At 61.5% G+C, this 15,951-nt stretch carries 13 protein-coding genes; 4 read left to right on the top strand and 9 right to left on the bottom strand.

Annotated features, from left to right (window positions below; all coding sequences use genetic code 11):
- Window position 1: 1 nt before the first annotated feature.
- The 6 genes from aroB to pilM all read right to left on the bottom strand — a co-directional run bounded on the left by aroB (window position 2) and on the right by pilM (window position 5,311).
- A complete protein-coding gene (gene aroB, locus AB4N98_RS10350; RefSeq protein ID WP_065879486.1) occupies window positions 2-1,102 on the bottom strand; it encodes a 3-dehydroquinate synthase in 1,101 nt (366 codons plus the stop codon).
- A 115-nt stretch (window positions 1,103-1,217) separates the two neighbouring features.
- Window positions 1,218-1,736 carry a shikimate kinase AroK gene (aroK, locus tag AB4N98_RS10355; RefSeq protein WP_003171222.1) on the bottom strand — a complete coding sequence of 173 codons (519 nt, stop codon included), beginning with the start codon at window positions 1,734-1,736 and terminating at the stop codon, window positions 1,218-1,220.
- 4 nt (window positions 1,737-1,740) lie between these two features.
- On the bottom strand, window positions 1,741-3,069 hold the full coding sequence (locus AB4N98_RS10360; RefSeq protein WP_068935682.1) for a type IV pilus secretin PilQ: 1,329 nt from the start codon (window positions 3,067-3,069) through the stop codon (window positions 1,741-1,743).
- A 69-nt stretch (window positions 3,070-3,138) separates the two neighbouring features.
- Window positions 3,139-4,110, bottom strand: a complete 972-nt coding sequence (locus AB4N98_RS10365; protein WP_460149411.1) for a pilus assembly protein PilP — start codon at window positions 4,108-4,110, stop codon at window positions 3,139-3,141.
- Window positions 4,107-4,661, bottom strand: a complete 555-nt coding sequence (locus AB4N98_RS10370) for a PilN domain-containing protein (protein ID WP_135196341.1) — start codon at window positions 4,659-4,661, stop codon at window positions 4,107-4,109. Before AB4N98_RS10370 ends, AB4N98_RS10365 begins: the two co-directional genes overlap by 4 nt.
- A complete protein-coding gene (gene pilM, locus AB4N98_RS10375) occupies window positions 4,658-5,311 on the bottom strand; it encodes a type IV pilus biogenesis protein PilM (protein ID WP_017526525.1) in 654 nt (217 codons plus the stop codon). Before pilM ends, AB4N98_RS10370 begins: the two co-directional genes overlap by 4 nt.
- A gap of 220 nt (window positions 5,312-5,531) precedes the next feature.
- Here pilM and AB4N98_RS10380 point away from each other — a divergent pair, with 220 nt between their 5' ends.
- The gene (locus tag AB4N98_RS10380) at window positions 5,532-7,991 is read left to right on the top strand and encodes a penicillin-binding protein 1A (protein ID WP_460149538.1); all 2,460 of its coding nucleotides are present in this window, start codon (window positions 5,532-5,534) and stop codon (window positions 7,989-7,991) included.
- 146 nt (window positions 7,992-8,137) lie between these two features.
- Here the strand turns inward: AB4N98_RS10380 and AB4N98_RS10385 are convergent, their stop codons facing one another.
- The 3 genes from AB4N98_RS10385 to rpmE all read right to left on the bottom strand — a co-directional run bounded on the left by AB4N98_RS10385 (window position 8,138) and on the right by rpmE (window position 10,642).
- Window positions 8,138-9,406: a malic enzyme-like NAD(P)-binding protein gene (locus tag AB4N98_RS10385; RefSeq protein WP_049710409.1), complete on the bottom strand. Its 1,269-nt coding sequence runs from the start codon at window positions 9,404-9,406 to the stop codon at window positions 8,138-8,140.
- A 181-nt stretch (window positions 9,407-9,587) separates the two neighbouring features.
- Complete coding sequence (locus AB4N98_RS10390) at window positions 9,588-10,394, bottom strand: thermonuclease family protein (protein ID WP_065879488.1); 807 nt, start codon at window positions 10,392-10,394, stop codon at window positions 9,588-9,590.
- A 14-nt stretch (window positions 10,395-10,408) separates the two neighbouring features.
- Window positions 10,409-10,642 (bottom strand): 50S ribosomal protein L31, encoded by a 234-nt coding sequence (gene rpmE / locus AB4N98_RS10395; RefSeq protein WP_005784030.1) that lies wholly within the window; start codon window positions 10,640-10,642, stop codon window positions 10,409-10,411.
- A 227-nt stretch (window positions 10,643-10,869) separates the two neighbouring features.
- Here rpmE and AB4N98_RS10400 point away from each other — a divergent pair, with 227 nt between their 5' ends.
- From AB4N98_RS10400 to AB4N98_RS10410, 3 genes are all read left to right on the top strand, one after another.
- Window positions 10,870-13,089: a primosomal protein N' gene (locus AB4N98_RS10400; protein WP_017526529.1), complete on the top strand. Its 2,220-nt coding sequence runs from the start codon at window positions 10,870-10,872 to the stop codon at window positions 13,087-13,089.
- 186 nt (window positions 13,090-13,275) lie between these two features.
- Window positions 13,276-15,012 (top strand): arginine--tRNA ligase, encoded by a 1,737-nt coding sequence (gene argS / locus AB4N98_RS10405; protein ID WP_368949344.1) that lies wholly within the window; start codon window positions 13,276-13,278, stop codon window positions 15,010-15,012.
- Window position 15,013: 1 nt separating this feature from the next.
- Complete coding sequence (locus AB4N98_RS10410) at window positions 15,014-15,715, top strand: SPOR domain-containing protein (protein WP_017526531.1); 702 nt, start codon at window positions 15,014-15,016, stop codon at window positions 15,713-15,715.
- Window positions 15,716-15,951 lie beyond the last annotated feature (236 nt).

The following is a 15,951-nucleotide window of genomic DNA, read 5'->3' on the forward strand; positions in this document are numbered from 1 at the left end:
ATTAACCTTTAAGCTGGGCCAGGGCGCGGTAATCCGCTCCCAGCGTGGCCTGTAAAATCTCTTTCGGATAATCGTCGGTCACCACCGCTTCACCCATATGGCGCAGCAGCACCAGTCGCAGTCGACCGTCGATCACTTTCTTGTCTATCGCCATATGCTCGAGGAAGTCCGCCTCGCTCATCTCTTCGGGCGGAATAACCGGCAAACCGGCACGCTGGAACAGGCGGATACCACGGTCACGCTCCTGGGCACTGATCCAGCCCAGGCGTTGCGACATCTCCAACGCCATCACGGTGCCAGCCGCCACGGCCTCACCATGCAACCACACACCATAGCCCATGTGCGTTTCGATCGCGTGGCCGAAGGTATGGCCCAGGTTCAGGGTGGCCCGTACACCGGACTCGCGCTCGTCGGCATTCACCACCAGCGCCTTGGCGGCGCAGGAGCGGGAAATCGCCTCGGTCAGTGCCGCTTGATCGAGGTTGCGCAGCGCATCCACATGTTCTTCGAGCCAGGCCAGGAAAGGCTCATCGCAGATCAACCCATACTTGATGACTTCCGCAAGGCCCGCCGACAGCTCGCGCGGCGGCAAGGTGTTGAGGGTCGCGGTATCAATCAGCACAGCCTGCGGCTGGTAGAACGCGCCGACCATATTCTTGCCCAGCGGGTGGTTGATGCCGGTCTTGCCGCCCACCGACGAATCGACCTGGGACAGCAGGGTGGTCGGCACTTGGATGAAGTCCACGCCACGCTGGTAGCAGGCCGCCGCAAACCCGGCCATGTCGCCGATCACACCGCCGCCCAGGGCGATCACGGTGGTACGCCGATCATGGCGTGCGGTCAGCAGGCCATCGAAAATCAGTTGCAGGGTTTCCCAATTCTTGTGGGCTTCGCCGTCAGGCAAAATCACCGAGATCACCGAGTACGCCGCCAGGCTGCGGCTCAAACGCTCAAGATATAGCGGCGCAACCGTTTCATTGGAAATGATCGCCACTTGCCGCCCGGCAATATGCGGCGCCAGCAATTCGGGCTGGTCCAACAGACCTTCGCCAATATGGATCGGGTAGCTGCGCTCGCCTAGATCGACCTTAAGTGTCTGCATGTGTCCCCGCGTTAGAGATGATTGACGACCGGCAACGTCCGCTGCCTGATGGCTCTACGCCACACCCCTTGGGGTCATAGCGCGCCGCCGAGAATAGCGCATTTCGGGCCTGGCTTTAACGGGGTGGCAGCCGTTGCAGACGCTCCAGGATGTCGAGAACCACCATCCGAGGCGGCCGCTCATCGGTTTCCACCACCAGATCGGCGATTTCCCGATACAGCGGATCGCGCAACGCCAGCAGGTCGCGCAAGGTTTTTTCCGGGTTGGCCGTGCGCAACAACGGGCGATTGCGATCGCGTGCCGTACGGCCCACCTGCTGCTCGACCGACGCATGCAAATAGACCACCCGACCACCGGCATGCAGCGCCCGACGGTTTTCATCGCGCATCACCGCGCCACCCCCGGTAGCCAATACCACGCCATCGCAGCCGCACAGCTCGGCGATCATCGCCTGTTCGCGGTCACGAAAGCCCAGTTCGCCTTCTTTATCGAAGATCCACGGGATATTGGCACCCGTGCGCAATTCAATTTCCTTGTCGGAGTCTTTGAATGGCAGGCGCAGCTCTTTGGCAAGCAAACGGCCGATGGTGCTTTTTCCAGCCCCCATCGGTCCTACAAGAATCAAATTTCGCACAGAATCAACGACTCACAGCAATCGCCTGGTTATTCATAATACGCGGAGTCAGGAATACCAGCAGCTCGGATTTTTTCTCCGCCAGCACATCGCGCCGGAAAAGGCGGCCAAGATACGGCACATCGCCCAAAAATGGCACTTTATCTACCACTTTGCTCTGGGTATTGGAGAAAACTCCGCCAATAACGATGGTCTCGCCATCCTTGACCAGCACCTTGGCGTTGACCTCGTTTTTCTTGATGGGCGGTACGTCATTGAGTTTGTTCAGGTAGTCGGGCTCATCCTTGGTGACTTTGACCACCATGATCACATGGTCGTCGGGGGTGATTTGCGGCGTAACCTCCAGGGACAGCGAGGCCTCCTTGAATGACACGGAGGTTGCACCCTGGGAGGTGGATTCCTGATAGGGAATTTCGGTGCCCTTCAGGATACGTGCGGTCTCCTTGTCGGAGGTGACCACCTTGGGCTGCGAGACAATCTCGCCGTTGCCGGTTTTCTCCATGGCCGTCAGTTCCAGGTCGAGCAGCAAATTGTCGGTGATGTAGGCAATACCCAGGCCTGAAGCAGCGGTGAGCGACCCCATGTCGACAAACGGCGAGCTGGGTGGGTTTTCCGGCGGCTCCGCCCCCTCGGCCAAGGGTTTATTGATACCGCCGGCACTCCAATGACCACGATTGAGCCGCCCACCCCAGCGCACACCCAGGCTTTTGTCGTAGTCGACATTCGCCTCGACAATCCGCGCCTCGATCATCACCTGACGCACCGGGATGTCCAACTGCGCCACGATCCGCCGCAGCTCTTCAAGCCGCTCGTGGGTCTGGTAAGCGATGATATTGTTCGTGCGATCATCCACTGCCACCGAGCCGCGCTCATCGGTCGTGCCTTCCAGCCCGTTCACCGACTGAAACAACTTGGCCAGGTCCGCCGCCTTGGCGTAATTGACCTGCAGCAACTCACGACGCAGTGGCGCCAGGTCAGCCATTTGCTTGCGTGACTCCAAGGTGAGCAACTCGCGCGCAGCCAACTCTTCAGCGGGCGCCACCAGCAATACGCCGGCTTTTACCCGTTTATCCAACCCCTTGGTTTGCAGCACCAGGTCCAGGGCCTGATCCCAAGGCACGCCCTTGAGTCGCAGCGTAATCGAGCCTTGCACGTCGTCGCTGGCCACCAGGTTGAGGCCCGCCACATCGGCAATTTGCTGCAAGACGGCGCGCAACTCGATGTTCTGGAAGTTGAGATTGAGTTTGTCACCGGTATAGGCATCCAATACCGCGGCGCTCACCGGAGGTGGTAGTTGGATCAGATCCACACGATTGGGCACAGCAATAACCATCGGTGTCGTGAACGCTATCCATAGCGCCACACCGAAGGACGAAAACATCCTTTTCATTGTTTTATTCCGTTATGAATTGACGTTTAGCACGAGGGTTCGCGGGCGCTCCAGCCATGCGCCCTGTTCATCGGGGAACAATTCGACCAATTCGAGATGGCGCTCATCGATGGCCGTGACCCGCCCATGATCCCGCCCCAGGTAATCGCCGACCGCCAGGCGATACACCGTTGAGGCGGCACGCAGCAACGCGAAGGTCTGCGTTCCACGGGACAGCGTGCCGACCATTTCGAACTGATCCACCGCAAGACCTTCCAGCAAGCCTCGTGATCGAGCGAGGTCTGGCGCAAGGCCCGCCCTCAACGGCACACGATCGACTTGCATGGCCAGCGGCTGGAACGGATCGCGCAGCGCGCCAGCGTCATAGACAAAGGACGGCGCCTGTGCGACCGGCCTGCCCCGCGTGGCGCCTGGCCGTGCAAGCCAATAGGTCCTGGCCAGCAGATCAAGTCGCAACAACGCGCCATCCCGCTGCAGGGCAACATCGTGCACCGTCGTCATTCGCGAAAGGCCACCCAAGGTACTGACGAACGTCGCCAGGTCGTGGTAATTCCCGGTAACGCCGACTTGCACGGGCTGTTCAACATAGAACGCTTGAGGGCGCTCATCCAACGGCGTGACGCTCTCGACCACCAGCCCATTGGCCAGCGCCAACCGAGCAATATCCTCCAGCAGGCCGGGCATTTCGGACTCGCCTGGCAATTGCTGCAAAAGCTGCTCAGCGTTCTTCTGCACATGCTGGAACTGCCGGGCCTTCGCCTCAAGGCCAGCGGCCAAGGCAGTTTTTTCTGCGAGCTGGCGCCGTAGGACCACTTCCTGCGCCTGGACCTGGGACAAGCGCTCGCGCAACGGGCTCAGGAGCACAAGGTCGGCCGCCGCCAGTACCAAGCCCGCCAGCGCGCAGCCAAGCAAGACCTTGCCAGGTAGGGGCCATTTTGCGGCGTTGTGGGTCAGTGCGTAGAAATCGAGCCTGGGCAGGCTCATGGCTGGGCCTCAGCGGACTCTCCATGACGCACCATCAATTGAAATTCGTTGGTGCCATGCGTGCCTTCGGTTCGCACATGCTGCAACCGCGTCGCGTGGCCGCCTTCGGATGCTTCCAGGCGGCGCATCAGTTGAGCGATATCCTGGCTGGACTCAGCACTGCCACTGATACTCACCGTATCGCCCTTGGCCACCACTTCATGCAGATGCACGCCGTCGGGTACCGCGCGCGCCAATTGGTCCAACAGCTGGGCGCTGGATGAGCGGGCATCGTGCAGGTCCTGCACAACCTTCATGCGCTTTGCCAATAGCTGGCTTTGCTCCCGCAGGTCGTCGAGGGTCTTGATGCTGGAATCCTGAAGGGCCACGTCCTGAGCCACGTGGCTATTACGCGTCACTTGCCGATCGATCGCCTGGTCGATCACCTGATCGGCCAGCCACACGGCCGCCAGCGCCATGCAGGCAAACGCCAGCAGAAACGCCAGGAAGTATTTGCGCCGCCGCTCCGCCAGCGCCTGGCGCCAAGGCAAAAGGTTGATTCGTGTCTTCAAGCGAAACTCCTCAGGGCCAGCCCGCAAGCAACTCCCATCCCTTGGGCATCCACGGCCCATTGTGCACCATCGACTCGATGGCCCGGCGTGAAGCTGGCGAAATCCTGACTGCTCGCGCGCGCCAATGCAAACGCTTCAACATCAATCACCGCCGGCACCAGCCCCGCCAGTGCCAAAACCGCTTCTCGGGCTTCCACGTGCGCCTTCAGGCACGCCGCCAGCAGCACCTCGACCCGCGCAGGATGGTGAGCTGACGGGCCCTGGACCTGAAAGTCGATGGCCATGTCGTCCAGCGGATACGGAATGTACTGCTCGGCCTCCATCTGGATCATCCAGCTCATCTCATCATCGCCGAGCCCGGCGTCCAACTCGACCACCCGCGTGATGACCGATGGCCCAGTCACCGCCACTGCCGCTGCGCGGGCCGAGGTCTGCATGCGCGACAACGCCGTGCGCAGAGCAAGGCCTGCGCCTTCGAGGTCCAACACCGAGCCATCCACCACAGCTTGGGCAGGCAGCCCCTGCGTGGCATAGGCTCGGATACTGTAGCCGCTGCCTGAACGCGCCAGCTCGACCAACCTGATAGCCGTGTCACTGATATCGACGCCCAGCAAGGTATCCACTTTGCGCCGGAAAAATCCCTTTCCCATAAAACTCCCCAAAACTTTACCTGTCATACCGCTTGATTGCTGTTGTGCACCCTGCATTCGGTCGACTTGTTAAAGAGCCGCGAATGACGTCCCAAGGCGAAAATGCTTTAATGCCCAGCGTTTTTCCCCGCTTTTTATCTGCAGCTCGGGTTGATCCATCGTTTGCCATGCATGCCCCGACGCGTAACTCATTCTTTTCTCTGGAAATCCAAAAGCCTTGATTCGTCTGCTGAAGTTTTTCGGGTACTCCATTGTCGCCATCGTCTGCGGGCTGCTGCTCGTGCTCAGCGGGGCTTACCTCTACCTTAGTCCGGGTTTGCCATCGGTAGAGGCCCTTAGAAGTATCCAGTTGCAGATTCCTTTGCGGGTCTACAGCAGCGATGAAAAATTGATCGCGGAGTTCGGCGAAATGCGCCGCACACCGATCCGTTTTGCCGACATTCCGCCCAATTTCATCAGCGCCCTGCTGTCCGCCGAAGATGACAATTTCGCCAATCACTACGGCGTCGATCCGAGCAGCCTGGTGCGCGCCGCCACGCAGTTGGTAAAAAGCGGACACATTCAATCCGGTGGCAGCACCATCACCATGCAGGTGGCGAAGAACTTCTTCCTCACCAGCGAACGCAGTTTTTCGCGCAAAGCCACCGAGATCCTGCTGGCCCTGCAGATCGAACGCCAGTTGACCAAGGACGAGATCCTTGAGCTGTACGTCAACAAGATTTACCTGGGCAACCGCGCCTACGGCATCGAAGCCGCTTCGCAGGTGTACTACGGCAAGTCCATTCGTGACGCCAGCCTGGCGCAGATGGCGATGATTGCCGGCCTGCCCAAGGCCCCTTCGCGTTTCAACCCCCTGGCCAACCCGGCGCGCAGTAAAGAGCGTCGCGACTGGATCCTGGGGCGCATGTACAAGCTGGGCAAGATCGACCAGGCCGCCTATGAAAGCGCGGTCGCCGAACCGCTGAACGCCAGCTATCACGTCCCGACGCCGGAAGTGAGTGCACCGTACATCGCCGAAATGGCCCGTGCCGAAATGGTCGGCCGTTATGGCAGCGAGGCCTACACCGAGGGCTTCCGCGTGACCACGACCGTTCCGAGCAACCTGCAGGAAATTGCCAATGATTCGGTGCATTCCGGCCTGATCACTTACGACCAGCGCCATGGCTACCGTGGCCCTGAGTCGCGCCTGCCGGGCAAGACTCTGAGCGCCTGGACCACCGAACTGGGCAAGCAACGCGCAATCAGCGGCCTGGAGCCGGCGATCGTTACCCAGATAAAGAAAGACGGCCTGCAGGTGCTGACCCGCGCCGGCGAAGCCCATGTGACATGGGACAGCATGAAGTGGGCGCGCCCTTTCCTGAATACCAACAGCATGGGCCCGATGCCCAAGCAGCCATCGGACGTCGCTCAAGTGGGTGACCTGATCCGCGTACAACGCCAGAAAGACGACAGCCTCAAATTCAGCCAGGTGCCGCTGGCCCAGAGCGCGCTGGTATCGCTGGACCCGCAGAACGGTGCGATCCGTGCCCTGGTGGGCGGCTTTGCGTTCGAGCAGAGCAACTACAACCGCGCCACCCAGGCCAAGCGCCAACCGGGTTCGAGTTTCAAACCGTTCATTTACAGTGCTGCATTGGATAACGGCTACACCGCCGCCAGCCTGGTCAACGATGCACCTATCGTGTTTGTCGACGAGTACCTGGACAAGGTCTGGCGCCCGAAGAACGACACCAATACCTTCCTTGGCCCGATCCGCATCCGCGAGGCCCTGTATAAGTCGCGCAACCTGGTCTCGATCCGCCTGCTGCAAGCGATGGGCGTAGGCAAGACCATCGACTACATCACGCGCTTTGGCTTCGCCAAGTCGGACCTGCCACCGAACCTGTCCCTGGCCCTCGGCACCGCGACGCTCACGCCAATGGAAATCGCCACCGGCTGGAGCACCTTCGCCAACGGCGGCTACAAGATCACGCCGTACCTGATCGACAAGATCGAAAGCCGCAACGGAGACACCCTGTTCACCGCCAACCCGCCACGGGTGCCGGGCGATGTGGTCAACGGCGTGGCGGCCACCGATGGCCTGGCAGCGCCAAGCAACGGTGGCATTACCATTGAGCCGACTCCAGGCGCCGCGCCGTCCACGACGGCCGCCCCGACGGAACCGCAGACACCGGCCGTTGCCGAGCGCATTGTGGATGGCCGTACCACTTATATCCTCAACAGCATCCTCGAAGACGTGATCAAGAAAGGCACCGGCCGTCGCGCCCTGGCCCTGGGCCGCGCGGATATCGCGGGCAAGACCGGTACCACCAACGAGTCCAAGGATGCCTGGTTCTCCGGTTATAACGCGGACTACGTGACCACCGTGTGGACCGGCTACGACCAACCGGAAAGCCTCGGCCGCCGTGAGTTCGGTGGCACCGTCGCACTGCCGATCTGGATGAGTTACATGGGCGCGGCCCTGAAGGACAAGCCGCTGCATACCCAGCCGGAGCCGGAAGGCATCCTCAGCCTGCGGATCGACCCAGTGAGTGGTCGTGCAGCCTCGCCAAGCACGCCGAATGCTTACTTCGAGCTGTTCAAGAGCGAAGACACGCCGCCGTCGATCAACGAGCTGGGCAATGGCGTGGTACCGGGCAGCCCGCTGCCGGCGGATGAAGCGGCGCCGATCGATCTGTTCTAATCGCTACTTCAAGCCAATAGAGATCCAAACGTGGGAGGGGGCTTGCCCCCTCCCACATTTAGATCTTCACAAGGCTCAATTAAAAGCCCACAAAAAAGCCCCGACTCGCAAGAGCCGGGGCTTTTTTGTGGGTGCGCTACAACGGCTTAGCCGTTGAACACATCATCCACGCTTTGCAGCGGGTAGTTCTTCGGATACGGCAGGGTGGCCACACCAGTCTCGATTGCGGCTTTGGCCACGGCATCGGAGATCAGGGTGATCAGGCGCTTGTCCATTGGCTTCGGAATGATGTACTCACGGCCGAATTCCAGTTTGGCGCCACCGTAGGCGTCGCATACATCCTGAGGTACCGGCAGCTTGGCCAGTTCACGCAGGGCGTTGGCGGCCGCGACTTTCATCTCTTCGTTGATGCGCTTGGCGCGAACGTCCAGGGCACCACGGAAGATGAACGGGAAGCCCAGTACGTTGTTGACCTGGTTCGGGTAGTCCGAACGACCGGTGGCCATGATCACATCGTTACGAGTGGCGTGGGCCAGCTCCGGCGAGATCTCTGGGTCTGGGTTGGAGCAGGCGAACACGATCGGGTTGGCCGCCATGGACTTCAGGCCTTCAGCGCTCAGCAGGTTCGGGCCGGACAGGCCGACGAACACATCGGCGCCGTCGAGGGCGTCAGCCAGGGTGCGCTTGGAGGACGGGTGGGCAAACATCGCCTTGTACTGGTTCAGGTCGGTACGCTCGGACTGGATCACGCCCTTGCTGTCGACCATGTAGATGTTTTCCAGCTTGGCACCCATGCTCACGATCAGCTTCATGCAGGAGATAGCCGCAGCGCCGGCGCCCAGGCAGACGATCTTGGCATCAGCCAGGGTTTTGCCGGCGATTTCCAGGGCGTTGATCATGCCGGCCGCGGTAACGATCGCGGTGCCGTGCTGGTCATCGTGGAATACCGGAATGTCACATTGCTCGATCAGGGCCTTTTCGATTTCGAAGCACTCAGGTGCCTTGATGTCTTCCAGGTTGATGCCACCGAAGGTGATGGAGATGCGCTTGACGGTATCGATGAAGGCCTGCGGGCTTTCGGAGTCGACTTCGATGTCGAATACGTCAATGCCGGCGAAGCGCTTGAACAGCACGCCCTTACCTTCCATGACTGGCTTGGATGCCAATGGGCCGAGGTTTCCCAGGCCGAGAATCGCGGTGCCATCGGAAATCACTGCAACCAGGTTGCCCTTGCCGGTGTACTTGTACGCCAGCTCAGGGTCACGGGCGATTTCACGTACGGGCTCGGCCACGCCGGGGCTGTAGGCCAGCGACAGGTCGCGGGCGGTAGCGGTGGCCTTGGTGAGCTCTACACTCAGCTTTCCTGGACGAGGATGGGCATGATATTCGAGAGCGGCAGTTTTCAAATCAGACATATCGGCATTCCGCTTTTACTGTTGGTCGACGGACCGCCGAGGATACTCGTGTCGTAAAGCCCCTACAAGACTGGGCAGTCACAGGTGTCAAGGCCCCAAAGCGCCGTACTTTGGTCTAAGGCCACGGGATACAAGGGCTCAACTGTTCACAATTGAATAAAAAAATGTCTACAATTTTTTATTAATCTGTCGATTTGAGCATACCGGGATCGGTCAGCGGCAGCAGCCAACGCGCTTGACCGTTTTTCAGGCGCCCCTGCCTGGAGCGATCCTGCACCCAACCGCGCGCCTCGATTGTCTTGCCTTGCAGACCATTGAGCAAGCCACTGTCGAACTGGCGGGCAAGATCGGGCGCCACGCGCAATACCAGTGAGCCCTGCAATTGAATCCAGATGCCGCCGCGATTGCGCTCGATCTTGCTCACCCGGCCGCTGACCAGCGCAAAACCGGATTGCCTGAGGTCGCTCACCGATTGCACCGGCGATTGCCGCCAGAGCCCCAACCCGGCCTGGCGGGCGCTGTTTTCCGCCGCCTGCTGGCAAGCGACGAGGTCAACATTGGGCGCGACCCCCACTTGAAACCCCAAGCCTTCGGCGAGCAAGCGCGCCTCGAGGTTTTCGCCATCGGCACCGTAAAGGTGGGCCAGGGTACGTCCGTAGCGGTCTTTTCGCTCGCGCCCCGGCACCAAGCCGACGCGACCGTCACTGGCCGCCACCAACGCCTGCAAACGCTGGCGGGCAGCGACCGCATAAGGCTCGTCGCCACGCCCCTTTTTAGCGGTTTCCGGGGCGTTGACGCCGATCATGCGCACGCTGCGGCCATCCTTGAGGCGCACGGTGTCGCCATCGACCACGCGCTGTACTTCAACCCGGACCACAGACGCCGGCGCAGGGCAAAACACCTCGGCCTGGGCGGCCTGCTGCCAAATCCCAGGCACAAAAAAGGCGCCCGCGAGGGACGCCTTTTTCAACAGCTGGCAAAAGCCCATAAGGCTTTTGAGCCTTACTCTGCTGGAGTAGCAGCAGGCTTCTTGCCGAAAGCACCAAAGCGATCTGCGAAGCGCTGTACGCGGCCGCCGGTGTCCAGGGTCTTCTGCTTACCGGTGTAGAACGGGTGGCACTCGTTGCATACGTCAGTACCCAGTGGCTTGCACAGGTTCGAACGGGTTTCGAACTTGTTGCCGCAGCTGCAGGTAACTTCGATGGTTTCGTACGCTGGATGGATATCGGCTTTCATGGTGACTTCCTCGGGCTAGCGTGCCGCCACTCGACACTATTGTCGAATACCGCACGTAATTAGGCCGCGGATTCTACCAGACCTTTTTAAACGCGCAAGCTGCGGCACCTATCGCCTGTCAACATAAAAGCACCTTTCATCAGAAAACCATGGCATACCCAACACCCCCCTCGTCTGCTAGGCTCGCGCCCCTGCACCGTCACCCGCCTTTATATGAGACTCCCCGCGTGCCCGACGCCATTTTGCGCCTAGCCCTGCCCTCGCCCCTGCGCCGCCTGTTCGACTATCGAGCCCCGGCCGGCGTGCTGCGGGCGCAGTTGCAGCCGGGCATGCGCGTACGCGTGCCGTTTGGCCGCCGGGAGATGATCGGCATCCTGATCGAAATCGCCGATCACAGCGAAGTGCCCGCCGAAAAGCTCAAGCCCGCCCTGGCGATCCTTGATGCCACGGCGCCACTGCCGCACGCGCTGTTCAAGCTGTGCCTGTGGACAGCCCAGTATTACCAGCACAGCCTGGGCGACACCCTGAGCTGGGCGTTGCCAGTGCTGTTGCGGCAGGGCGAACTGGCCGAGGCGCGTCAGGAGCGCTTCTGGTCGATGGCCCCCGGCGCACGCCTCGATGACCCGCGCATCGCACGCGCGCCGCGTCAACGCGAAGCCCTGGCGACACTGGCCCAGCACCCTCACGGCGTGGCCCATCAGCTTTTAAGCAAGCTGATGCTGAGCAAAGACAGCCTCGACCTGTTGCTGGCCAAAGGCTTGGTACAGGTCGAAATCCGCAAACACGCCCCTGACCCACGCCACGAACATTGGCTGGCCCAGCCGGAACTGCCGCTGAACCCCGAGCAACGCGCCGCTTACGAGGCGATTCGCGCAGGTTTCGACAGTTTCCATGCGTTCCTGCTGGCCGGCGTCACCGGCAGTGGCAAGACCGAAGTCTATTTGCAGTTGATCCGCGAAACCCTGCAAGCCGGCAAACAGGCGCTGGTACTGATCCCTGAGATCAACCTCGGCCCGCAGACCCTGGCGCGTTTCGAGCAACGCTTCAATGCCCGCATCGCCCTGGTGCACTCGGCGGTCAACGACCGTGAGCGCCTGGAGTCATGGCTGGCGGCACGGGATGGCGAGGCCGACATTATTATCGGCACGCGTTCGGCGCTGTTCACGCCAATGAAGAACCCCGGGCTGATCATCATCGACGAAGAACACGACGGCTCCTATAAGCAGCAGGAAGGCCTGCGCTACCACGCCCGCGACCTGGCGCTGGTGCGCGCCCGCCAGGAAGACATCCCGATCGTGCTCGGTTCGGCCACGCCGTCCCTGGAGAGCCTGCACAACGCCTACACCGGCCGTTACGGACTCCTACGCCTGAATGAACGCGCCGGCGGCGCCAAACAACCGCGCTTCCTGCGCCTGGACGTAAAAAGCCGCCCGCTGGACAGCGGTATTTCCGGGCCGATGCAGCAAGCAATAGGCCAAACCCTCGCCGCCGGCCAGCAAGTCCTGGTGTTTCTTAACCGCCGCGGCTTTGCGCCGACGCTGCTGTGCCATGACTGCGGCTGGATGTCCGAATGCGAGCGCTGCGATGCGCGCATGACCGTGCACCAGCGCTACGGCGAGTTGCGCTGCCATCACTGCGGCCATGTGGAGCGCGTGCCCCGCCACTGCCCGCAGTGCGGCAAGGTCGACCTGCGCCCGGTTGGCGCGGGCACCGAGCGCGCCGAAGAGCGCCTGGGCATTCTGTTCCCGGACTACCCCGTGCTGCGGGTCGACCGCGACAGCACCTCGCGCAAAGATGCGATGAACCAACTGTTCGCGACCATCCAGAAGGGCCAGCCATGCATCCTGGTGGGCACGCAGATGCTCGCCAAGGGGCACCACTTTCCCCGGGTGACCCTGGTGTCGATCCTGGACGCCGACGGCGGCCTGTTCTCCGGCGACTTCCGCGCCAGCGAGCGCATGGCGCAGTTGATCGTGCAAGTGGCCGGGCGCGCCGGGCGTGCCGAAGAGCCGGGCAAAGTGATTATCCAGACGCACCTGGCCGACCACCCGCTGCTGATTCAACTGACCGAACAAGGTTATTTTGCCTTCGCCGAACAGGCCCTGAGCGAACGCCGCTCCGCCGGCCTGCCGCCGTTTGCCCACCTGGCCTTGCTGCGCGCCGAGGCGCACAAGCCGGGGCAGGCCGAAGGTTTCCTGGACGAGGCGTGCAGTGCCGCCGAGCGGTTGCTAGGCGAACTGGGCCTGAGCGGCATCGAACTGCTCGGCCCGGTGCCCGCGCCCATGGAACGCCGCGCGGGACGTTATCGCGCTCAGCTACTGTTACAAGCCACCTCGCGCGCGCCACTGCATCGCTTATTAAGTAGCTGGTTACTTGCTCTGGAGCAAATACCCAGCGGGCGGCAGGTGCGATGGTCGTTGGATGTGGACCCGGTAGATTTGTATTAGTAGCAAGCCAACTCCCACATTTTGAAAGGTGAACACCGTTAAATGCGGGAGCGGGCGTGCCCGCGATGAGGCCCGCAGGTCCGCCATCTGGTCTGAACGGTTGGCAAGCCCGCCCTCGCCACGGATAATGCCCAGTTTTTCCACCTGCGCATCGCGCGCCGCCGCTTGCGGTCGAAAGAGAACACCATGAAAGACACCATTCGCCAGCTGATCCAACAAGCCCTCACCCAACTCGTCAACGAAGGTGTGTTGCCTGAAGGCCTGACGCCGGCGATCCAGGTGGAAAACACCCGCGACAAGACCCACGGTGACTTCGCCAGCAACATTGCGATGATGCTGTCCAAGCCCGCCGGCATGAAACCGCGCGACCTGGCGGAAAAAATCATCGCCGCGCTGCCGGTCGACGAGAGTGTCACCAAGGCCGAAATCGCCGGCCCCGGCTTTATCAACTTCTTCCAGAACACCCAGGCCCTGGCCTCGCGCCTGGACGCCGCGCTGGCTGACGCAAAAATAGGCGCCCGCAAGGCCGGCGCCAACCAGCGCGTGGTCGTCGACCTGTCGGCACCGAACCTGGCCAAAGAGATGCACGTGGGCCACCTGCGCTCCACCATCATTGGCGACGGCGTGGCGCGGGTGCTGGAGTTTCTCGGCGACAACGTGATCCGTCAGAACCATGTGGGCGACTGGGGCACCCAGTTCGGCATGCTGATGGCGTACCTGCAAGAGAACCCCATCACCAGCAATGAGCTGTCGGACCTGGAGAACTTCTACCGCGCCGCCAAGAAGCGCTTTGACGAATCCGAAGAATTCGCCGACCGCGCCCGTGGCCTGGTGGTCAAGCTGCAGGCCGGCGACGCCGAATGCCTGGAGCTGTGGAACCGCTTCCGTGAGATTTCCCTGTCCCACTGCCAGGAAATCTACGAACTGCTCAACGTCAAATTGACCATGGCCGACGTGATGGGCGAAAGCGCCTACAACGACGACCTGATCAATGTGGTCAACGACCTCAAGGCCAAGGGCCTGTTGGTGGAGAGCAACGGCGCGCAGTGCGTGTTCCTTGAAGAATTCAAGACCGCCGACGGCGAGCCGTTGCCGGTGATCATCGTCAAGGCCGATGGCGGTTACCTCTATGCCACCACCGACCTGGCCGCCGTGCGCTATCGCAGCGGCGTGCTCAAGGCTGACCGTGCGTTGTACTTCGTCGACCAACGCCAGGCCCTGCACTTCCAGCAGGTGTTCGAAGTGGCGCGTCGCGCGGGCTTCGTCACCCACCCGATGCACATGGAACACATGGGCTTCGGCACCATGAACGGCGCCGATGGCCGCCCGTTCAAGACCCGCGATGGGGGCACCGTCAAGCTGATCGACCTGCTCAACGAAGCCCAGGATCGCGCCTACAGCCTGGTCAAGGAAAAGAACCCGGAACTGGCCGAGGCCGACCTGCGCAACATCGCCCGCGTGGTGGGCATCGGCGCGGTCAAATATGCCGACCTGTCCAAGCACCGCACCAGCGACTACAGCTTCAATTTCGAACTGATGCTCAACTTCGAAGGCAATACCGCGCCGTACCTGCTCTACGCCTACACCCGCGTGGCCGGTGTGTTCCGCAAGCTGGGCAAGGACTTCAGCGAAGTCGAAGGCCAGATCGTGCTGGATGCGCCCCACGAACAGGAGCTGGCGGCGAAACTGGCGCAATTTGGCGAAGTGTTGAACAGCGTCGGCGAGAAAGGCACGCCGCACATCCTGTGCAGCTACCTGTATGAAGTGGCCGGCCTGTTCTCCAGTTTCTACGAGAATTGCCCGATCCTCAGCGCCGACGACGAAGCCCAGAAGCAAAGTCGCCTGCGCCTCGCCGCACTGGCTGGACGGACCCTCAAGCAAGGCCTGGAACTGTTGGGCCTGGAAACTCTGGAGCGTATGTAAGTTGGCTGCCAAGAAAAAACCTGCACCCAAGCGCGGCGCCAGCCGCTACCAGGCCCCGGCGAAAAAGCCGATCCCAGGCTGGTTGTGGATGGCCATCGGCCTCTCGGTCGGCGCGTTTGTGGTGTTCCTGATGAAGCTGGATCCGGGCCAGGGCGATGACGTCAAACGGGTCAAGCAGGAACAGCAGAAGGCCACCAAAATCGCCGAAGCCAACAAGACCGCGCCGAGCCCGACCGCACCAGTGAAGCCCAAATACGACTTCTACACGCTGCTGCCGGAATCGGAAGTGATCGTGCCACCTGACGCCGTGCCGGAGAAAACCCTGCCGACTCCGCAGGTGCCGACCACCCCGGTGACGCCGGCGGAAGCGGCGAAAATCGACACCGCACGCGCCCAGGCGGCACTGGCCGGCATCACCCCGCCACCTGCTCCGCCGGTTGCCGAAACCAAGGCGGCGCCGGTGACCAAGTTCTTCCTGCAGGCGGGTTCGTTCCCCAAGCAGGCGGATGCGGACCGTGTACGCGCGCAGATCATCCTGCTGGGCCAGTCGGTGACGGTGGAGTCTGGCACCGTGAAGGACGCGACGTGGTATCGCGTGCTGGTGGGGCCGTTCAGCAACCGTGAACAACTGACCGTGGCGCAGAAACAATTGGCTGGAGCAGGGTTTAGCAACCTGTTGTTACAACAACGCCAGAGCCGCTGATTCAGGCTCAACATGGATCAAAATGTGGGAGGGGGCTTGCCCCCGATGGCGGGCTGTCAGTCGATGAATCTGGTGACTGACACACCGCTATCGGGAGCAAGCCCCCTCCCACATTGGCTTCTCGGTGTTCTCGAAAGGGTGTCAGACCAATAGACACCATTCGTCCGCACTAAGCACTCAAGGTTGAAATCACCCCCACCACCCCCATATGAGTTTCCATCAGGGCATTTTCGCCC

The organism is Pseudomonas sp. S3_E10 (genome assembly GCF_054667615.1).